Below are 15,440 nucleotides of genomic sequence, written 5' to 3' on the forward strand. Positions count from 1 at the left end.
GGACCATGACAGCGATCCAAGCCGGCGCCTCGATCCGCCCGGTCGACACCAGCGCCACCACGCCGGTGCTGGACGTGGTGGTTCCGGTGCACAACGAGGAGGACGACCTCGAGGCCTGCGTCCGGCGCCTGCACCGACACCTGACCGACCAGTTCCCTTACCGGTTCCGGATCACGGTCGCCGACAACGCGAGCACCGACGCCACGATGGCGATCGCGACGGCGCTGGCGGCCGAGCTGCCCGAGGTCGACGCCGTGCACCTGAGCGAGAAGGGCCGCGGCCGGGCGCTTCGCCACGCGTGGTCGGACTCCGACGCCGCGGTGCTGGCCTATATGGACGTGGACCTCTCCACCGACCTGTCCGCGCTCGGCCCGCTGATCGCGCCGCTGCTCTCCGGGCACTCGGACGTCGCGATCGGCAGCCGGCTGGCCCGTGGCGCGCGGGTGGTGCGCGGCGCCAAGCGCGAGTTCCTCTCCCGCGGCTACAACCTGCTGCTGCGCGGCGCTCTCGCGGTCCGGTTCTCCGATGCCCAGTGCGGCTTCAAGGCGATCCGCGCCGACGTGGCCCGCGAACTGCTGCCGCACGTGGCCGACACCGGCTGGTTCTTCGACACCGAACTGCTCGTCATCGCCCAGCGCGCGGGGCTGCGCATCCACGAAGTCCCGGTCGACTGGGTGGACGACCCGGACAGCCGGGTCGACCTGGTCGCGACGACCGTCGCCGACCTCAAGGGCATCGTGCGGCTCGGGCGCGGCCTGGCCACCGGCGCGGTGCCGGTGCGGTCGCTGCGGGCCCAGCTCGGTCGCGCGCCGGTCGGGGTGGACGCCCCGGGTGTGCCCGCCGGGCTGCCCAAGCAGCTGGTGCGGTTCGCCGCCATCGGCGTGGCCAGCACCATCGCCTACCTGGTCCTGTACGCCTTGCTGCGCACGGGCATGGGGGCGCAGGCCGCCAACGTGCTGGCGCTCGCCACGACGGCCGTGGCCAACACCGCCGCCAACCGCAGGCTGACTTTCGGCGTGCGCGGGCGCGCGGGGGCCGGGCGCCACCAGCTCGAAGGCATGGTCGTGTTCCTCCTCGGCCTGGCGCTGACCAGCGGCGCGCTTGCGTTGCTCAACCACCTGACCACTCCCGGCCGATGGCTCGAACTCGGCACGCTGGTGCTCGCGAACCTGGCCGCCACCGTCCTTCGCTTCGTCCTGTTCCGCGGCTGGGTCTTCCGCCAGTCCCGCCAGACCAGCCAGACCCGAGAGGCCCAGTCATGACCGCCGCAACGCTCGACCGCACCGACCAGACCGCTCCGGCGGCCACGCCACCGGAACGCGGGCAACCGCGCTGGGTCCGGCCGTCCGTGTTCGCGCTGCTGCTCGGCGCCGCCGTGCTCTACCTGTGGGACCTCAGCGCCAGCGGCTACGGCAACGAGTTCTACGCCGCCGCAACGCAAGCGGGGTCGCAGAACTGGACGGCGTGGTTGTTCGGTGCGCTCGACTCCGGTTCCGGTGGCGCGATCACCGTGGACAAGCCGCCCGCGTTCCTGTGGGTGAGCGGGCTCGCCGCGCGCATCTTCGGTTTCTCCAGCTGGACAGTGCTTGCGCCGCAAGCCATCGAGGGCGTCGCCGCGGTCGGGATGCTGTACCTGACCGTGCGCCGCACGTCCGGCTACGCCGCCGGGCTGCTCTCGGCGACGGCGCTGGCGCTCACGCCGGTCGCAGTGCTGATGTTCCGGTTCAACCTGCCCGATCCGCTGCTGGTGCTGCTGATGATCTGCGGCGCCTACGCCGTGGTCCGCGCCACGGAGAAGGCGAGCGCGCGCTGGCTGGTGCTCGCCGGGGTGTTCCTCGGGTTCGCGTTCCTGACCAAGATGCTGCAGGGCTTCCTCGTGCTGCCTGCGTTCGTGCTGGTGTACCTGCTGGCCGCGCCGACGACGATCGGCAGGCGGCTCGCCCACGTCGGCGCGGCGGCGCTCGCACTGGTCGTGTCGGCCGGCTGGTTCGTCGCCCTGGTCGAGCTGTGGCCGGCGGCGTCACGGCCGTACATCGGCGGCTCGACGGACAACAGCCTGCTCGAACTCGCCTTGGGCTACAACGGTTTCGGCCGCCTGTCAGGTGGCGACGGCAATCCCGGTGGCGGCGGCAACGCGGGTTTCGGCGGCAGCTCCGGTCTGACGCGCCTGTTCGGCGCGAGCTTCGGCACGGAGATCTCGTGGCTGTTGCCCGCGGCGCTGATCGCGCTCGTGGCCGGGCTGTGGTTCACCCGGACGGCACCCCGCACCGACAAGACCCGGGCCGCGCTGCTGCTCTGGGGCGGCTGGCTGTTCGTCACCGGCCTGGTGTTCAGCCTGATGAACGGCATCACGCACCCGTACTACTCGGTGGCGCTGGCGCCCGCGATCGCCGCGCTGGTCGGCATCGGCGGCCGCGAACTCTGGCGCGGCCGTGACCACACCCCGGCGCGGGCCGCGCTGGCCGCCATGGTCACGGTGACCGGCGTCTGGGGCTTCGTGCTGCTGCACCGGACGGCGGACTGGCTGCCGGCCCTGCGCTGGGTGGTCCTGGTCGCCGCGATCCTGGTGGCCACGGCGATCGCGGTCGGCGTGCACCAGTTCCGGCGAGCCGCGACCGTGCTGGCGGCGGCCGCGATCCTCGTCACCGGGCTGGGCGCGGGCGCGTACGGCGTGGCGACGGCGGCCGTGGCGCACCAGGGCTCCATCCCGACGTCCGGGCCGGTGACGAACGACTTCGGCCGCGGACCGGGCGGAGGCGGGCCGGGCGACAGGACAGGCGACTCGGCGCTGACCTCGTTGCTCGCGAACACCACCACGACGTGGGCGGCGGCCACCGAAGGCGCGCAGCAAGCGGCGAGCCTGGAGCTGGCGAGCGGGAAGGCCGTGATCGGCATCGGCGGGTTCGGCGGCAGCGACCCGGCCCCGACGCTGGCGCAGTTCCAGCAGTGGGTGCACGAGGGCAAGGTGCGCTACTACGTGACCGGCGGGATGGGCGGTATGGGCGGGCGTGGCTCGGGCGGGGGAATCGCCGAATGGGTGGCGGCGAACTACCAGGCCACCACGGTCGGCGGCGCCACGGTCTACGACTTGACGAGCTGAACGACTAGCTGGAGACCTGGAACCGGGCCCAGACGCTCTTGCCGTCCTCGCCGGGGCTCCAGCCCCACTCGGCGCTGAGCGCCTGCACGATCGCCAGGCCACGGCTGCGCACCGAGCGCGGGCCGAACGGGTGGGCCTCGGGGGTGCCGCCACCCTCGTCGCCCACCCGCAGCTCGACTAAGGGCCCGTCGTGGCGCAGCACCAAGGTGACCATGCCGGCGCCGTGCTCGACGGCGTTGGTGACCAGCTCGGAGCACGCCAGCAGGATGTCGTCGGTGACCTCGTCGGCCATCCCCCACGCGGCGAGCGTCTTGGCGGTGAAGGCACGAGCCAGCCCGGCCGCTTCCGCTGCCCTCGGCAGGGAGGTCGCCACCTCGAATGCACGCATCCCGCTCATCACATCAGCCCCGACGTCCGGAATCCGGACGTCGGGGCTGGGTGGTGGGGCCCCGGTGCTCACGGCCCTTTCATACCCCTTGCCGACAGCCTTGAATCATCTTTTCCGCCAACCCGCCGCTCAACCGACGTCCAGGCCGAGGGTGGCGGTGAGCCCGGTGATCGCGATGACCTTGCGGACGCGCGGTTGCGCGCCGGTCACCCGGAAGCCGAGCGCACGCTCCTCGGCCGTGCGTTGCCCGGACACGAGCACACGTAGTCCGGCGGAGTCGAGGAATCCGACCTCCGACAGATCTACGACCACCTCGGTGGTGTCCTTCGCGGCGAGTGCCGCGTCGAGCGCGTTCTGCAGCTCGTCGGCGGTGCTGAGGTCGATCTCTCCGGTCACGGAGAGCACGACCGAGCCCTCACCTGCACTCGTGATCTGCAAGTCAGACCTCCCGGTCACCGTGTCGTGTGCACAGTACGCGGCTGCTGCACGTACGAGCCCATCCAACCTTGCTGTTTCACCCGTCGTACCCCCGGGTACCTCAGTCCACGTGCGGAGCGGGCCGCACCCGGACGGGAGGGAAGATCATGGCAGAGCTGACACGCCTACCAACCCCGGTTGCCGACGAGTGGGACTGGCAGTTGCACGGCTCGTGCCGTGGCGTCGACAGCACCTTCTTCTTCCACCCGGACGCCGAACGCGGACCGGCCCGCCGGGCCCGCGAGGAGCGCGCCAAGGCGATCTGCCGTGCCTGCCCCGTGCTCGAGCAGTGCCGTGAGCACGCGCTCGCCGTGCAGGAGCCCTACGGCATCTGGGGCGCCATGGGGGAAGGCGAGCGCCGAGACGTGATCAGCAAGCGCCGCCGCGCCGCCCGCATCGCCGCACACGCGTGACCCGCGACCAAGAGGCTTCTCCGTGACTCGAGTGGCAGTCATCCGCACCTAAGGGGAACGAGACGCAGCTCAGCCACGGAAACCCATGGAGCCGCCGGCCATCGACGCAGCGCAACCATTTTCGGAAACGCCGGGGAGGCGGCTACTGTTTGTCCAGCTGGGTCCGTAAGCGGCGCAGTGTCCGCGCGAGCACGCGTGAGACCTGCATCTGCGACACCCCGACCCGTTCGCCGATGGCCGCCTGGCTCATCGACCGGAAGAACCTGAGCACCACGATCGTGCGTTCCAGTTCGGGCAGCGCCGCCAGCATCGGCCCGAGGGCCTCGCGGTTGTCGACCTCGTCGAGATCCGGGTCCTCGGCGCCGAACTGGGTGCCGGGCGACTCCTCGAGCAACCGGTCCAGCGACGCGCCCGTCTGACCGCTGCCGGCCACCAGGACCTCGCGCACGTCTTCGAGGCTGATCCCGAGGTGGTCGGCGAGTTCGCTGGGCCGCGGCGCGCGCCCGAGCTGCTGGCTCAGTTCCGAGCGGGCGTTGGCCACCGTGCCGGTCAGCTCCTTGAGCCTGCGCGGCACCCGCACCGCCCACGCGGTGTCGCGGAAGTGCCTGCGCAGCTCGCCCATGATGGTCGGCACGGCGAAGGCCAGGAAGCCGCTGCCGTGCTCCGGGTCGAACCGGTCGACCGACTTGATCAGCCCGACGGTGGCGACCTGCACCAGGTCGTCCAGCGGCTCACCGCGGTGGTCGAACTTGCGCGCCAGGTTGCGCGCCACGTCCAGGTGTCCCCGGACCAGCTCGTCGCGCAGCTCGCGACGCGCGGGGTCGTTCTCGGCCAGGGCGGCCAGCCGGCGGAACGGCGCCAGCTCGTCCTCGGCCGGCGTGGGCGCTGCGTCGGTCACGCCGTGATCTTCTCGCTGCGCGCACGGGCGAGCGTGATGGTGATCCGCCCCTCCGCGGCCTCCGCGTTGGCCTCGGTGGCCAGCGCCGTCAGGATCTGCCAGCCCATCGAGCTGTGCTCGACCTGGGCGTCGGGCTTGGCGTCGACGACGAGCCGGACCCGCACCTGCTGGCGTTCCGGGCGCAGTTCGCAGTGCAGACGGGCACCGGGTGCCGCGCAGCCGACCAGCAGGGCCGCTGCCTCGTCCACGGCCATCCGCAGGTCCTCGATGGCATCGAGGTCGAAGTCGCCGCGAATGGCCACGTCCGCCGCGACCGAACGCAGCAATGCGACCTGATCCGCGACGGCGTCCACGACGACCTCGACCAACCGGACCGGCTCCGCGTCCGTCATCAGGCTCTCCTCGCTCTGGCGCGCCCGTCCGGTGCGCCACGATCGGAGAAACTACCTCGGATTGGCCGAGTGGCCGCACGGGTACGTAGAGTTGGGCCCTCGGAGGCAGTCGTGTTGACCACCACCTGGATCGTCGGAGGAATCACCGTCGCCTGTCTTGTCGCCGTGGCCGTGTGGCGGTTGCGCAAGGCAAGCGGGACGGTGCGGCGCATCCTCGACGAGGAGCGGGCGGCCACCGAGGCCGGGCAGACCGATCCCGCCGACGCCGACGCCCCGGCCCACCGGGCCGGGGAGGTCGACGGTTAGACGATCCGGTGGCCGTCGAAAATGCCCAGCTCCTCGTTGTAGAGCTCGACGTTCACGCCATTCGGGTCGCGCAGGTACAAACTGTCCTCGATGCCGCGGTCCGGGCCCAGGTAGTCCACTCCGGCCTCGTCCAGCTTCGCCTTGGCGGCCGCGAACTGCTCGTCCGACACCGAGATTGCGAGGTGTTGCAATCCACCTATGGTCTCGGCGAACTCCGGGTGGTCGTGGCCGGGGAAGTCGAAGAAGCCGAGCAGGTTGCCGTTGCCGATGTCGAAGAAGAAGTGGCTCGATCCGTTGTAGTCGCGGTTCTCGACCAGTTCGACCAACGGGAAACCGAGGAATTCCTGGTAATACCGGATGGTTTCCTCGACGTCCCGGCAGATGAACGCGACGTGGTGCACGCCGCGCGCGGTCGTCGGCGGCCGGTCGCCGAGCTCACGCAGGTACTTGGTGCGCAGTTCCGCACGGCGGGCGCGGATCGCTTCCAGCGCCTGGCCTTCTGGTTGCGGCATCGCGGATCTCCTTGTCTCAGCCGGTGATCGGGTCGGTGGGTGCGCCGTGCACCGCGGGGATCGAGCCGAGCTTGCCCTTCTGGAAGTCCTCGAACGCCTGGTAGACCTCCTCGCGGGTGTTCATCACGAACGGCCCGCCCCACGCGATCGGCTCCTGGATCGGCAGTCCGCCCAGCACCAGCAGGTCCACCTCGGGCGAGCGGGACTCCTGTTCCTGCTGCGCCGCAACGACAACCGAGTCGCCGGGGCCGAACACCGTGAGCTGGCCGGTCCGAACCGGACGGGCTTGCTTGCCGACCGTGGCGTTGCCCGCCAGCACGTAGACCAGGGCGTTGAAGTCGTTGCGCCACGGCAGTTCCAGGCGCGCGCCGGGCGCGAGCGTGGTGTGCAGCATGGTCATCGGCGTGTACGTCGAGCCGGGACCCTTGTGTCCGGCGAGGTCACCGGCGATCAACCGGACCAGGGCACCGCCGTCGTCGCTGGCCAGCAGCGCCACGCTGTTGCCACGCAGGTCCTGGTAGCGCGGGTCGACCCACTTCTGCGCCCGCGGCAGGTTCACCCAGAGCTGGACGCCGTGGAAGAGGCCACCGCTTTGCACGAGCGACTCCGGCGGCTTCTCGATGTGCAGCACGCCGCCGCCCGCGGTCATCCACTGCGTGTCGCCGTTGGTGATCGTGCCGCCGCCACCGTTGGAGTCCTGGTGCTCGAAGACGCCGTCGAGCAGGTAGGTGACGGTCTCGAAGCCGCGGTGCGGGTGCCACGGCGTGCCCTTGGGCTCACCGGGGGCGTACTCGACCTCGCCCATCTGGTCCATGTGCACGAACGGGTCGAGCCGGGCGAGGTCCACGCCGGCGAACGCGCGGCGCACGGGGAACCCCTCCCCCTCGTAGCCCGACGGCGCGGTGGTCACGGTCAGGACCGGGCGCGGCAGCGCACCCTCGTCCGGCACCGGGATGCGCGGCAACGCGGTGATGTCCTCGACGGTCACGGCAGGCATTTCGTGCCCCTTCCTCGGGTTCGTGCCCACGCCAACCTAGTTGCACGCTCAATTATTCCGGTTGTACCGCCTCCCCGGAGTTACTGTCCCGCCTCCCCGGATTTTCCGAGTATGGGCGCGTTGAGCTGGTCAGTGGTGGTTTCGTGGGGTTCCGTGGCTGGGTTGCGTCTCGTTCCCCTTGGGCGCCGGCGGGCAGCCACGGGGGCCGCCGCTCAGGGCCGTGCGCCCCCAGCCCAGGTCGGTCAGCCCAGGTCGGTCAGCTCAGGTCGGTCTGGCTGGTTCGGTCAGGTCAAGGTTGGTCAGGCGCACCTGGTCGCGGACGTCGGCTAGCACGGTCTGGTCGACCGACCCGGCGACCGGCGCGGCCACGGCCGCCGACGACCACGCCACGGCCGCGCGCAACCGCTGCGGCCACGGCTGCGCCTCGGCCAGCCCCGTGGCCAGCGCGGCGACGGCCGCATCCCCCGCCCCAGTCGGGTTGCCTGCGACGGCATACGGCGGCTCGGCACGCCACCGGCCGTCCCCGGTCACCGCGATCATGCCGTCCACGCCGAGGGACACCACGACGGCGCCCGCACCCTCGGCCCGCAGCAGTTCGGCGCCGGCGACCGGGTCGTCCCCGCCGACCGCCTCGGCCAGTTCGGCAGCGTTGGGCTTGACCACGTCGGCGCCCGCCGCGCACGCCTGGCGCAGGGCCGGGCCACCCGCGTCGACCAGCACGGGGATGGCGTGGGCGTGCCCGAGCCGGACGAGGTCGGCGTAGCAGTCCACCGGGGCTCCGGGCGGCAGGCTGCCCGAGCACACCAGCACCTTCGCCGTCTCGAGGTGGGACTGCACCAGGTCGTGCAGCCGGCGCCAGTCGTCGTCGGCGACCGGGCCGCCGGGCTCGGTGAAGAGCGTCGCCTCCTCGCCCTCCGGCGCGGACGTCGCGACGACGGTGATGGTCATCCGGGTCGGCGCGCTGACCGGCAGCAGCGCGTGGCGGATGCCCGCGTCGTCGAGGTCGGCGCGCACGGAGTCGCCGAGCACCCCGCCGACCGGCCCGATCGCGATCGTGTCGCGGCCGAGGTCGGTCAGCACCCGGCTGACGTTGAAGCCCTTGCCGCCCGCGCGCTCGTGCACGGTGCCGATCCGGTGCGTGTGCCCGGGGCGTAAGCGGTCGACCTGGTAACTGACGTCGAGCGCCGGGTTGGGCGTCACCGTCACGATCACGCGAGCACTCCGATCAGCCTGGCGACCTCGGCCGCCACCGCGTCCCGAGCCGGCCCGAGGTAGCGCCGGGTGTCCACCAGGTTCGGCTGCGCGGCAAGGGTTTCCCGCACCGAGTCGGTGAACGTGTGGTTCAGGTGGGTGGCGATGTTGATCTTCTTCATCCCCGATCGTACGGCCTTGGCCAGATCGGCGTCGGGAACCCCGGATGAACCGTGCAAGACCAGTGGGACCGCCACCGCGGCGGCCAGCGCCTCGATCAGCTCGAAGTCCAGCGCGGCGTCGCGGGTCAGCATGGCGTGCGAGCTGCCGACCGCGACCGCGAGCGCGTCCACCCCCGTTGCCCGCACGTATTCGGCCGCCTCCGCGGGATCGGTGCGTGCGCCCGGGGCGTGCACGCCGTCCTTGCCGCCGACCTCGCCCAGCTCGGCCTCCACCCAGACGTCGCGCTGGTGGCACCACGCCGCGACGTCGCGGGTCTGGGTGACGTTGTCCGCGTAGTCCAGCTTGGACGCGTCGAACATGACCGAGCCGACGCCGAGTTCGACCGCCTCCTGGACCAGGTCGACCGACTCGACGTGGTCGAGGTGCACGCTCACCGGCACGGTGGCGGCCTTCGCGACGGCCAGCGTGGCCAGCGCGATCGGGGCGAGCGCGCGGTGGTAGCGCACGCAGTTCTCGCTGATCTGCAGGATGACCGGCGCACTGGCCCGCTCGGCCCCCGCCACCAGGGCTTCGGCGTGTTCGAGCTGGATGACGTTGAACGCCCCCGTCCCGCCCGCCGACGCGGCGAGCACGGCGGAGGTGGACGCGAGCGGCATCAGGACTCCTCGGGTGCGGCGGGCAGGTCGAGGGCGAGCAAACCGGCGCCGAGGCAGCCGGCCTGGTCGCCGAGCTTGGCCGTCACGAGCCTGGGCGCCCGCTGGAAGCTGAGCATCCCGGCCAGCTCCTCGGCCACCGGGTCGAGCAGCCCGGCGCCGGCCAGGGAGAGCCCGCCGCCGATCACGACGACCTCGGGCGCGAACATGCTCGCGGTCCAGGCCAGCGCGAACGCGATGCCGTGCACGGCGTCGGCCCACACGGCCCGCGCGTCGGGGTCGTCGGGCAACAGGGCGGCGACCTCGGCGGCGCCGCGCACCGGGCGGCCGGTGCGCTTGGCGTAGCGGCGGGCCACCGCGGCCGCAGAGCTGATCGCCTCGAAGCAGCCGACGAGCCCGCAGCTGCACGGCTCGTCGTGGCCGACGTTGGCGTGGCCGATCTCCCCCGCGTAGCCGTCGGCCGCGTGCACCCGGCCGGCCAGCACGAACGCGGCGGCGATGCCGGTGCCCAGCGGCAGGAACATGGAGTTGGTCGTGCCTCGCGCGGCGCCGAGCCGGGCCTCCGCGAGCCCGCCCGCGCGCACGTCGTGGTCGAACGCGACGGTCAGCCCGGTCCGCTCGGCGACGAGGTCGCGCAGCGGGGCGTCGCGCCAGCCCAGGTTGGCCGAGTAGACGGCCATGCCGCGCGCGGGGTCGACGATGCCGGGCACCACCAGCCCGAGCGCGTCCGGCCTCGTCCCGGCCTGCCTGGCCAGGGCGTCGGCCAGCTCGGCGACCACCTCGACGATCTCGGCGACGCGGTCCGGTCCGGGCGGCGGGGTGGCCAGCCTGCGCTCGGCGCGCACCGTCCCCTCGGCGTCGACCAGGGCGGCCTTGGTGTCGGTGCCGCCGACGTCGACGGCGACCACAAGGCGCTCAGGCATGACCGAGGACGACGGACCGGGTCAGGTTGCGTGGCCGGTCGGGGTCCAGGCCCTGGCGCTTGGCCGCGGCCACCGCGACCCGCTGCGCGAGCACGAGGTGCGCCATCGGGTCGAGGCCACCGCCGGTCACGAACCGGGCGCCGGTCTCGGCCACCTCGTCGGCGAGTCCTTCCGGTGCCTCGCCGAACATCCACGTGACCCGGCCCGGCTGCGCGATGCTGATCGGGCCGTGCCGGTAGTCCATGGCGGGGTAGGCCTCGGTCCAGGCGCCCGCGGCCTCGCGGAACTTCAGCGCGGCCTCCTGCGCGAGGCCCACGGTCCAGCCGCGGCCGAGGAAGGTGAACTGCTCGGCGTCCGGCAGGACCCCTAGATCGGCGGTGAGGGCTTGTCCGGCGTCATCGACGGCCTTGGTCAGGTCCTCGCCGGTGCTCGCGCGCAACAAGCTGAGCGCGGACGTGGCGAATCTGGTCTGGACCACTGAGCGTTCGTCGGCGAAATCGAGCACGATCGAGCGGTCGGCGAGCTCGGTCACCGGGCTGCCCTCGACGCCGGTGATGACCAGCGTCGGCACCCGGCCCGCGAGCGTGCGCAGCAGGTCGACGACCTCGGTCGTGGTGCCGGAGCGGCTGATCGCGACCACGAGGTCGTAGTCGCGGCCGACCGGGAACTCGGAGCTGGCGAACGCGTCACCGACGCCTTGACCTGCGGATTCCCGGAAGGCCGCGTAGGCCATGGCCATGAACCACGAGGTGCCGCAGCCGGTCACGGCGATGCGTGCGCCCGGCTGCGGGAGGTCGGCGGAGCGGGACTCGGCGACCTGCGCCGCCCGCCGCCAGCACTCCGGTTGGCTGGCGATCTCCCCGTCCACGAATGACTCGGCCACGATGGCGTCTCCTGCTCATAAATGCGCGAAATACGGCTCAATCATGCAGGTAAGTGCAGCCCAGGGCAAGGTGATACGCAAGACGGGCAGCGCAAGGCGGTCGCAACGGTGAAACCACTGGGACGATCATCGCACCCTGCGCTGTCCGAGTGAGCGTCACACGGTCGAGTGGAACACCCCTGGATACGGGTTCACCTGCGGTGGTCCTTGTGCCACTCTCAGAACATGACCTGCTACCGAACGCTACCAATCGAGCCGGCGTGCTGTCGGCGGTACCGGATCCGCGCGTTATTACCCAGGTCCTGGTTATGACCCGCCCTGGTTCCCACCGATTGACCATCTGTGCACCGCCGAGGCCATCCCGTGCAGTGGGTGTGGGCACGCGCGAACCGCGACCGCACCCTTGTGCACATGAGCCACTTGAGCGCGGAGCAGATCGCGAACTACGCCTACCGGGCCGGCTTCCGTGGCACGGGTCTGTCCACCGCGGTGGCCGTGGCCCTCGCCGAGTCCGGGGGCGATCCCAAGGCGCACAACGGCGTGCCGCCGGACAACTCCTACGGGTTGTGGCAGATCAACATGATCGGCGCCCTCGGTCCCGACCGGCGCCACCAGTACCACCTGAAGTCCAACGACGAGCTGTTCGACCCGGCCACCAACGCCCGGGTCGCCAACTCGATCAGCAGCGACGGCCACGACTTCGGCCCGTGGTCGACCTACACCAACGGCGCGTACAAGAAGTACCTGCACAAGGCGCGCGTCGCGGCCCACCACGCGACCAAGACGCACGGCGGCAAGAAGCCGCACGACCGGCTCACCACCGGCGGCAAGCAGCCCGATGGCCACAGCGGTGGCAAAGGCGACTACTCGGTCGACACGTCGATGCTCGGCAGCTACGCGGGCGGAAGCAAGCAGATCGCCGAGTCCCTGGTGTCCACCGACGGCAAGCAGCTGGCGTCCATCCACGGCATCGCCGAGCACAGCTTCGGCAGGATCGGCAAGGAGTCGGGGTTCGCGGACGCCCTGCAGAGCTTCGGCACGTCGATGCACCACCAGGTCGACGGCATCAGCAAGAACGTGACGAACCTGGCCCACTCGGTCACCAAGATCAGCAAGTCCTACGACGACGATGACCAGCAGTTGGCCCAGCAACTGCTGCACATGATCGAGTGAGCCAACCGCAACACCCCCAGGCGCACGAGCCCGGCACCGCCAGTGCCGGGCTCGTGTGTCGTTCGAGGCATGATGACCAGGTGATTCCAGGGCTGCGCTTGCCGTCGCCGGTGGTCGAACTGGAGGCCTTCCGGGCGGCCGGTGTCCGCCTGTGGGTGAAGCGCGACGACCTCATGCACCCGGAGGTGCCTGGCAACAAGTGGCGCAAGCTCAAGTACAACCTGGCGGCCGCCCGCGAGCAGGGCGTCAAGCAACTCCTCACCTTCGGCGGCGCGTACTCCAACCATCTACGGGCAGTCGCCGCGGCCGGTCACCTCTGCGGCTTCGAGACGATCGGCGTGGTTCGAGGCGATGAACACCTGCCGCTCAACGACTCGTTGGCGTTCGCAGTGGAACGAGGGATGCGGCTGACCTACCTGGACCGCACGACCTACCGCCGCAAGACCGGGTTGCGGCCGGGGCAGCAAGCGGTCGGGTTCTCCGCCCTGAAGGGCGGCAGCTTCCTCGCTGAAGATGTCGCCCGTCTGCAACGCGCAACCGGAGAGCCGACCGGAAACTGGCGCATTGAAACGGAATTCCACTTCGGCGGCTTCGCCAAGCGCATCGCAGCGCCATGGACTTCGGTCGGCTACGCCTTGCCGTGATAACCACGGATCGTGTTCATCGAGTTTGCCTTCTCGACCCAGCGCAACTCCCATACATCGCTGTTGACGTTGAACTGGCGGTCGAAGCCGATCCACTTGCCAGACATGGCTTTGCCCATCGGATCGATGACGAGCTGTATCGCCCCGTGGTAGACCGCGCCGCGATAGTAGCCGTCCGTGGCAGTGCGTTCTGACCATGTGCCGGTGGCAACCGTGCCGTTGACGGTGAGGTCGAGCGCGAGCACCGAGCCGTTGTCCGCCGGAACGCTCTCGGCCAGCAATCGGCTGCCGCTTTGCCGCATGACCACATAAGTGTTCGCCCGTGAACTCGGAATCGCGACCAGTGCTGGTGTACCGGTAGCGGCTGTGCCAGATGCCGGCGAAGTCACCGTCCACCGAACTCGGCGGCGGAAGCGAGTCACCACCTTCGGCAAAGACCGGAGAAGCGGCCGCCAAGGACAGACCCGCGCTGATCTTCAAAAGTAGTGATCGACGGTTCAGCGCCGAGCCGACCGCCTGCGACCACCTCGCCGCGAGCCGTGCCACCTCGTGCACGTCTGCGGTTTCCAACCGCTCGACCAACTCTTGAACACTCACACCGTCTTGGGCTGTAGTCATGCTCACCAGTGTCGCCGTATCGCGGTATTGCGCATCCCTCTTGCGGTGATCTCCGCAGTCGCCGACCAAGTCGGCGAGGCTGCACTCATACAGCTCGGCGAGCTTGCTCAACACCTCCAGCGAAGGCGCGTGGCCGGTCGCCGCAGGCCATTGCTCCCAGTAGGAGAAGTTCTTGAAGGTCTTGGGAGCGGCCGGCCACCGCGCATTCCACCGGTCCGCCGCCTCCCGTTGACTCCACCCCCGGACCAACCGCAGCGCTGCTCGGGCATTGACGTGGTACTCGCGCTGGAACACCTCGGCGATCTGGACCCAACTCCGGTGCTGGGCCCGCAACCGCTCGGCCAATGCCCGCTGTTCCTGCCGGGTGCTCCGAGCCGTCGTCATGTTCCCTCCCTGTTGAACAGGGACACATCGTCACACAAGATCACGGTTACGCGGGGTGTCCCCTGACTCTGACCTGCGGTTTTCTTGGCAGGAATCACCAATTCAGGGCAACGAGGAACTCATGACCATTCGAGGGCTCACGCATCCCTACGCAGGCGCCACAGCCTGCTCACGGATGTTCGTCAACGGATTCACCTTCCGCTGGGTCAAGGGCGACCGCTACGTGGCGGTCATGCGCGGTACCTGCGTCGATCAGCGCCGTGTGTACATCTTCAGCGACCACTTCAACGACGGGCCGGTGTTCGAAACGCCGCAACCCCTCATCGATGCCATTCCCGCGCCACACACGGAATGGGCGGACGACTCGACCCTGAGGCAGCTCATCCAGCAGTGGCTGGCGAAACGATGACGGAACACCCGATCTTGTTGCTGCGCCTCAAACGCGGCGTCGTCGGCGAGAGCCAACGCACCCTGCACGTCGTTCCCGTGCCCGAGACCAGCGGCTTGCGCGCCTACTGCGGGCTGGTCATCGACCCGGCGGCGGCGGACGCCTTTCCGGAGCCGGAAGGGCAACCATGCTTCGAATGCCTCATGTACGCGCCGGTGCCGGGACTGCGGGCATGACCTGCCGGCACGCCTGCAGCCGAGAGAGCATCCAGGGTGCAAACCTCTAGAACGGCCAGAAGTTGCGGATGGCGACGTTGATCGCGTAGAGGATGCTGAAGAACGTCGACAAGCCCTTGTGCCCGCTGCCGGCCAGCGCGGCGGCGGCCCCGCCGAAGTACGCCCCTTCCAGTACGGCTCGGTAGAACCCGTGTGCCTCGTACGGCGACCAGGACTCACCGAACAGCAACCACATCGCCGCCCACACGACGATGCCGCTGAACCCGGCGAGGACGTTGAGCCCGCTCTTCAACGCGAACCCGCCCCAGCCGACGCACAGCGGCGCGGCCACGATCAGCACGACCGTCAGCACGTTGTTGGCCGTGATCACCATGCGAGTACCCCCGAATCAGACAAGAGCGCCACGTCCGCAGCGGTCCACGAGCTCCAGCAGCATCCGCGGCGTCTCGGCCAGGTCGAGGACCTCCTCGGGCACGTCGACGCCGTGGCGTTGCAACACCAACTCCGCTGCCTGCAACAACAGCAGCGAGTCGTAGCCGAGGTCGTAGAACGGCTCGTCGAGCACGTCGTCGGTGAGCGGGACCGCCGCGTCGGCGGACCCGCATTCGGCGAGGATCGACACCAGGTCGGACAGGCTGACGGGCGACATGACGACAAGGCTCCGCCGCCGACCTCGAACCG

The 15,440-nt window shown here is 70.4% G+C and carries 21 protein-coding genes; 8 read left to right on the top strand and 13 right to left on the bottom strand.

The features are described from left to right. Positions 1 to 5: 5 nt before the first annotated feature. Positions 6 to 1,262, top strand: coding sequence for a bifunctional glycosyltransferase family 2/GtrA family protein (locus tag EV186_RS25485; protein WP_133851906.1), 1,257 nt, complete (start codon positions 6 to 8; stop codon positions 1,260 to 1,262). Next, on the top strand, positions 1,259 to 3,100 hold the full coding sequence (locus EV186_RS25490; RefSeq protein ID WP_133851907.1) for a glycosyltransferase family 39 protein: 1,842 nt from the start codon (positions 1,259 to 1,261) through the stop codon (positions 3,098 to 3,100). Before EV186_RS25485 ends, EV186_RS25490 begins: the two co-directional genes overlap by 4 nt. A gap of 4 nt (positions 3,101 to 3,104) precedes the next feature. On the opposite strand, the gene EV186_RS25495 is transcribed toward EV186_RS25490, so the two are convergent. Together EV186_RS25495 and EV186_RS25500 are read right to left on the bottom strand one after the other, a co-directional pair. After that, positions 3,105 to 3,488: an ATP-binding protein gene (locus EV186_RS25495; RefSeq protein WP_166659321.1), complete on the bottom strand. Its 384-nt coding sequence runs from the start codon at positions 3,486 to 3,488 to the stop codon at positions 3,105 to 3,107. Between the two features lie 129 nt (positions 3,489 to 3,617). Continuing rightward, entirely contained in the window at positions 3,618 to 3,926 is a 309-nt protein-coding gene (locus EV186_RS25500) for an STAS domain-containing protein (RefSeq protein ID WP_166659322.1), read from the bottom strand. Positions 3,927 to 4,072: 146 nt separating this feature from the next. On the opposite strand from EV186_RS25500, the gene EV186_RS25505 reads away from it, so the two are divergent. Further along, positions 4,073 to 4,378 carry a WhiB family transcriptional regulator gene (locus EV186_RS25505; RefSeq protein ID WP_133851910.1) on the top strand — a complete coding sequence of 102 codons (306 nt, stop codon included), beginning with the start codon at positions 4,073 to 4,075 and terminating at the stop codon, positions 4,376 to 4,378. 142 nt (positions 4,379 to 4,520) lie between these two features. Here the strand turns inward: EV186_RS25505 and EV186_RS25510 are convergent, their stop codons facing one another. Together EV186_RS25510 and EV186_RS25515 are read right to left on the bottom strand one after the other, a co-directional pair. Then, the gene (locus tag EV186_RS25510) at positions 4,521 to 5,276 is read right to left on the bottom strand and encodes a SigB/SigF/SigG family RNA polymerase sigma factor (RefSeq protein WP_133851911.1); all 756 of its coding nucleotides are present in this window, start codon (positions 5,274 to 5,276) and stop codon (positions 4,521 to 4,523) included. Then, on the bottom strand, positions 5,273 to 5,668 hold the full coding sequence (locus EV186_RS25515) for a hypothetical protein (RefSeq protein ID WP_133851912.1): 396 nt from the start codon (positions 5,666 to 5,668) through the stop codon (positions 5,273 to 5,275). The genes EV186_RS25510 and EV186_RS25515 overlap by 4 nt, the downstream gene beginning before the upstream one ends. A gap of 111 nt (positions 5,669 to 5,779) precedes the next feature. Here EV186_RS25515 and EV186_RS25520 point away from each other — a divergent pair, with 111 nt between their 5' ends. After that, on the top strand, positions 5,780 to 5,974 hold the full coding sequence (locus EV186_RS25520; protein WP_133851913.1) for a hypothetical protein: 195 nt from the start codon (positions 5,780 to 5,782) through the stop codon (positions 5,972 to 5,974). Here the strand turns inward: EV186_RS25520 and EV186_RS25525 are convergent. The 6 genes from EV186_RS25525 to EV186_RS25550 all read right to left on the bottom strand — a co-directional run bounded on the left by EV186_RS25525 (position 5,971) and on the right by EV186_RS25550 (position 11,316). Next, positions 5,971 to 6,486, bottom strand: coding sequence for a VOC family protein (locus EV186_RS25525; protein WP_133851914.1), 516 nt, complete (start codon positions 6,484 to 6,486; stop codon positions 5,971 to 5,973). The two genes, EV186_RS25520 and EV186_RS25525, sit on opposite strands and share 4 nt — an antisense overlap. 16 nt (positions 6,487 to 6,502) lie before the next feature. Continuing rightward, the gene (locus EV186_RS25530; protein ID WP_133851915.1) at positions 6,503 to 7,483 is read right to left on the bottom strand and encodes a pirin family protein; all 981 of its coding nucleotides are present in this window, start codon (positions 7,481 to 7,483) and stop codon (positions 6,503 to 6,505) included. A 261-nt stretch (positions 7,484 to 7,744) separates the two neighbouring features. Further along, positions 7,745 to 8,695: a 1-phosphofructokinase family hexose kinase gene (locus EV186_RS25535; protein WP_133851916.1), complete on the bottom strand. Its 951-nt coding sequence runs from the start codon at positions 8,693 to 8,695 to the stop codon at positions 7,745 to 7,747. Next, the gene (locus tag EV186_RS25540; RefSeq protein WP_133851917.1) at positions 8,692 to 9,513 is read right to left on the bottom strand and encodes a class II fructose-bisphosphate aldolase; all 822 of its coding nucleotides are present in this window, start codon (positions 9,511 to 9,513) and stop codon (positions 8,692 to 8,694) included. The genes EV186_RS25535 and EV186_RS25540 overlap by 4 nt, the downstream gene beginning before the upstream one ends. Then, on the bottom strand, positions 9,513 to 10,433 hold the full coding sequence (locus tag EV186_RS25545; RefSeq protein WP_133851918.1) for an ROK family protein: 921 nt from the start codon (positions 10,431 to 10,433) through the stop codon (positions 9,513 to 9,515). The genes EV186_RS25540 and EV186_RS25545 overlap by 1 nt, the downstream gene beginning before the upstream one ends. Then, positions 10,426 to 11,316, bottom strand: coding sequence for an SIS domain-containing protein (locus EV186_RS25550; protein WP_133851919.1), 891 nt, complete (start codon positions 11,314 to 11,316; stop codon positions 10,426 to 10,428). The genes EV186_RS25545 and EV186_RS25550 overlap by 8 nt, the downstream gene beginning before the upstream one ends. A gap of 411 nt (positions 11,317 to 11,727) precedes the next feature. Here EV186_RS25550 and EV186_RS25555 point away from each other — a divergent pair, with 411 nt between their 5' ends. Together EV186_RS25555 and EV186_RS25560 are read left to right on the top strand one after the other, a co-directional pair. Next, on the top strand, positions 11,728 to 12,489 hold the full coding sequence (locus EV186_RS25555; protein ID WP_133851920.1) for a transglycosylase SLT domain-containing protein: 762 nt from the start codon (positions 11,728 to 11,730) through the stop codon (positions 12,487 to 12,489). A gap of 80 nt (positions 12,490 to 12,569) precedes the next feature. Then, positions 12,570 to 13,133 carry a 1-aminocyclopropane-1-carboxylate deaminase/D-cysteine desulfhydrase gene (locus EV186_RS25560; protein ID WP_133851921.1) on the top strand — a complete coding sequence of 188 codons (564 nt, stop codon included), beginning with the start codon at positions 12,570 to 12,572 and terminating at the stop codon, positions 13,131 to 13,133. Here EV186_RS25560 and EV186_RS25565 read toward each other — a convergent pair. After that, entirely contained in the window at positions 13,118 to 13,435 is a 318-nt protein-coding gene (locus EV186_RS25565; RefSeq protein ID WP_133851922.1) for a hypothetical protein, read from the bottom strand. The two genes, EV186_RS25560 and EV186_RS25565, sit on opposite strands and share 16 nt — an antisense overlap. Positions 13,436 to 14,310: 875 nt before the next feature. Here EV186_RS25565 and EV186_RS25570 point away from each other — a divergent pair. Next, positions 14,311 to 14,544 (top strand): hypothetical protein, encoded by a 234-nt coding sequence (locus tag EV186_RS25570; RefSeq protein WP_133851923.1) that lies wholly within the window; start codon positions 14,311 to 14,313, stop codon positions 14,542 to 14,544. Next, positions 14,541 to 14,759 carry a hypothetical protein gene (locus tag EV186_RS25575; RefSeq protein WP_133851924.1) on the top strand — a complete coding sequence of 73 codons (219 nt, stop codon included), beginning with the start codon at positions 14,541 to 14,543 and terminating at the stop codon, positions 14,757 to 14,759. The genes EV186_RS25570 and EV186_RS25575 overlap by 4 nt, the downstream gene beginning before the upstream one ends. Before the next feature lie 46 nt (positions 14,760 to 14,805). On the opposite strand, the gene EV186_RS25580 is transcribed toward EV186_RS25575, so the two are convergent. Then, positions 14,806 to 15,132, bottom strand: a complete 327-nt coding sequence (locus tag EV186_RS25580; RefSeq protein ID WP_133851925.1) for a DUF2568 domain-containing protein — start codon at positions 15,130 to 15,132, stop codon at positions 14,806 to 14,808. 15 nt (positions 15,133 to 15,147) lie between these two features. After that, the gene (locus EV186_RS25585) at positions 15,148 to 15,408 is read right to left on the bottom strand and encodes an acyl carrier protein (protein WP_133851926.1); all 261 of its coding nucleotides are present in this window, start codon (positions 15,406 to 15,408) and stop codon (positions 15,148 to 15,150) included. Between the last annotated feature and the right edge of the window lie 32 nt (positions 15,409 to 15,440).

It is taken from the genome of Labedaea rhizosphaerae, from assembly GCF_004362825.1.
In the GTDB taxonomy this organism is placed as follows: Bacteria; Actinomycetota; Actinomycetes; order Mycobacteriales; family Pseudonocardiaceae; genus Labedaea; species Labedaea rhizosphaerae.

Bases quoted from the DNA above. Each gene is read 5' to 3' on its own strand.
- EV186_RS25570 (WP_133851923.1), top strand. From the start codon at position 14,311: ATGTTCGTCAACGGATTCACCTTCCGCTGGGTCAAGGGCGACCGCTAC.
- EV186_RS25545 (WP_133851918.1), bottom strand. From the start codon at position 10,433: ATGCCTGAGCGCCTTGTGGTCGCCGTCGACGTCGGCGGCACCGACACC.
- EV186_RS25495 (WP_166659321.1), bottom strand. From the start codon at position 3,488: ATGCGTGCATTCGAGGTGGCGACCTCCCTGCCGAGGGCAGCGGAAGCG.
- EV186_RS25515 (WP_133851912.1), bottom strand. From the start codon at position 5,668: ATGACGGACGCGGAGCCGGTCCGGTTGGTCGAGGTCGTCGTGGACGCC.
- EV186_RS25540 (WP_133851917.1), bottom strand. From the start codon at position 9,513: ATGCCGCTCGCGTCCACCTCCGCCGTGCTCGCCGCGTCGGCGGGCGGG.
- EV186_RS25555 (WP_133851920.1), top strand. From the start codon at position 11,728: ATGAGCCACTTGAGCGCGGAGCAGATCGCGAACTACGCCTACCGGGCC.
- EV186_RS25525 (WP_133851914.1), bottom strand. From the start codon at position 6,486: ATGCCGCAACCAGAAGGCCAGGCGCTGGAAGCGATCCGCGCCCGCCGT.
- EV186_RS25575 (WP_133851924.1), top strand. From the start codon at position 14,541: ATGACGGAACACCCGATCTTGTTGCTGCGCCTCAAACGCGGCGTCGTC.
- EV186_RS25505 (WP_133851910.1), top strand. From the start codon at position 4,073: ATGGCAGAGCTGACACGCCTACCAACCCCGGTTGCCGACGAGTGGGAC.
- EV186_RS25490 (WP_133851907.1), top strand. From the start codon at position 1,259: ATGACCGCCGCAACGCTCGACCGCACCGACCAGACCGCTCCGGCGGCC.
- EV186_RS25530 (WP_133851915.1), bottom strand. From the start codon at position 7,483: ATGCCTGCCGTGACCGTCGAGGACATCACCGCGTTGCCGCGCATCCCG.
- EV186_RS25485 (WP_133851906.1), top strand. From the start codon at position 6: ATGACAGCGATCCAAGCCGGCGCCTCGATCCGCCCGGTCGACACCAGC.
- EV186_RS25565 (WP_133851922.1), bottom strand. From the start codon at position 13,435: ATGCGGCAAAGCGGCAGCCGATTGCTGGCCGAGAGCGTTCCGGCGGAC.
- EV186_RS25585 (WP_133851926.1), bottom strand. From the start codon at position 15,408: ATGTCGCCCGTCAGCCTGTCCGACCTGGTGTCGATCCTCGCCGAATGC.
- EV186_RS25580 (WP_133851925.1), bottom strand. From the start codon at position 15,132: ATGGTGATCACGGCCAACAACGTGCTGACGGTCGTGCTGATCGTGGCC.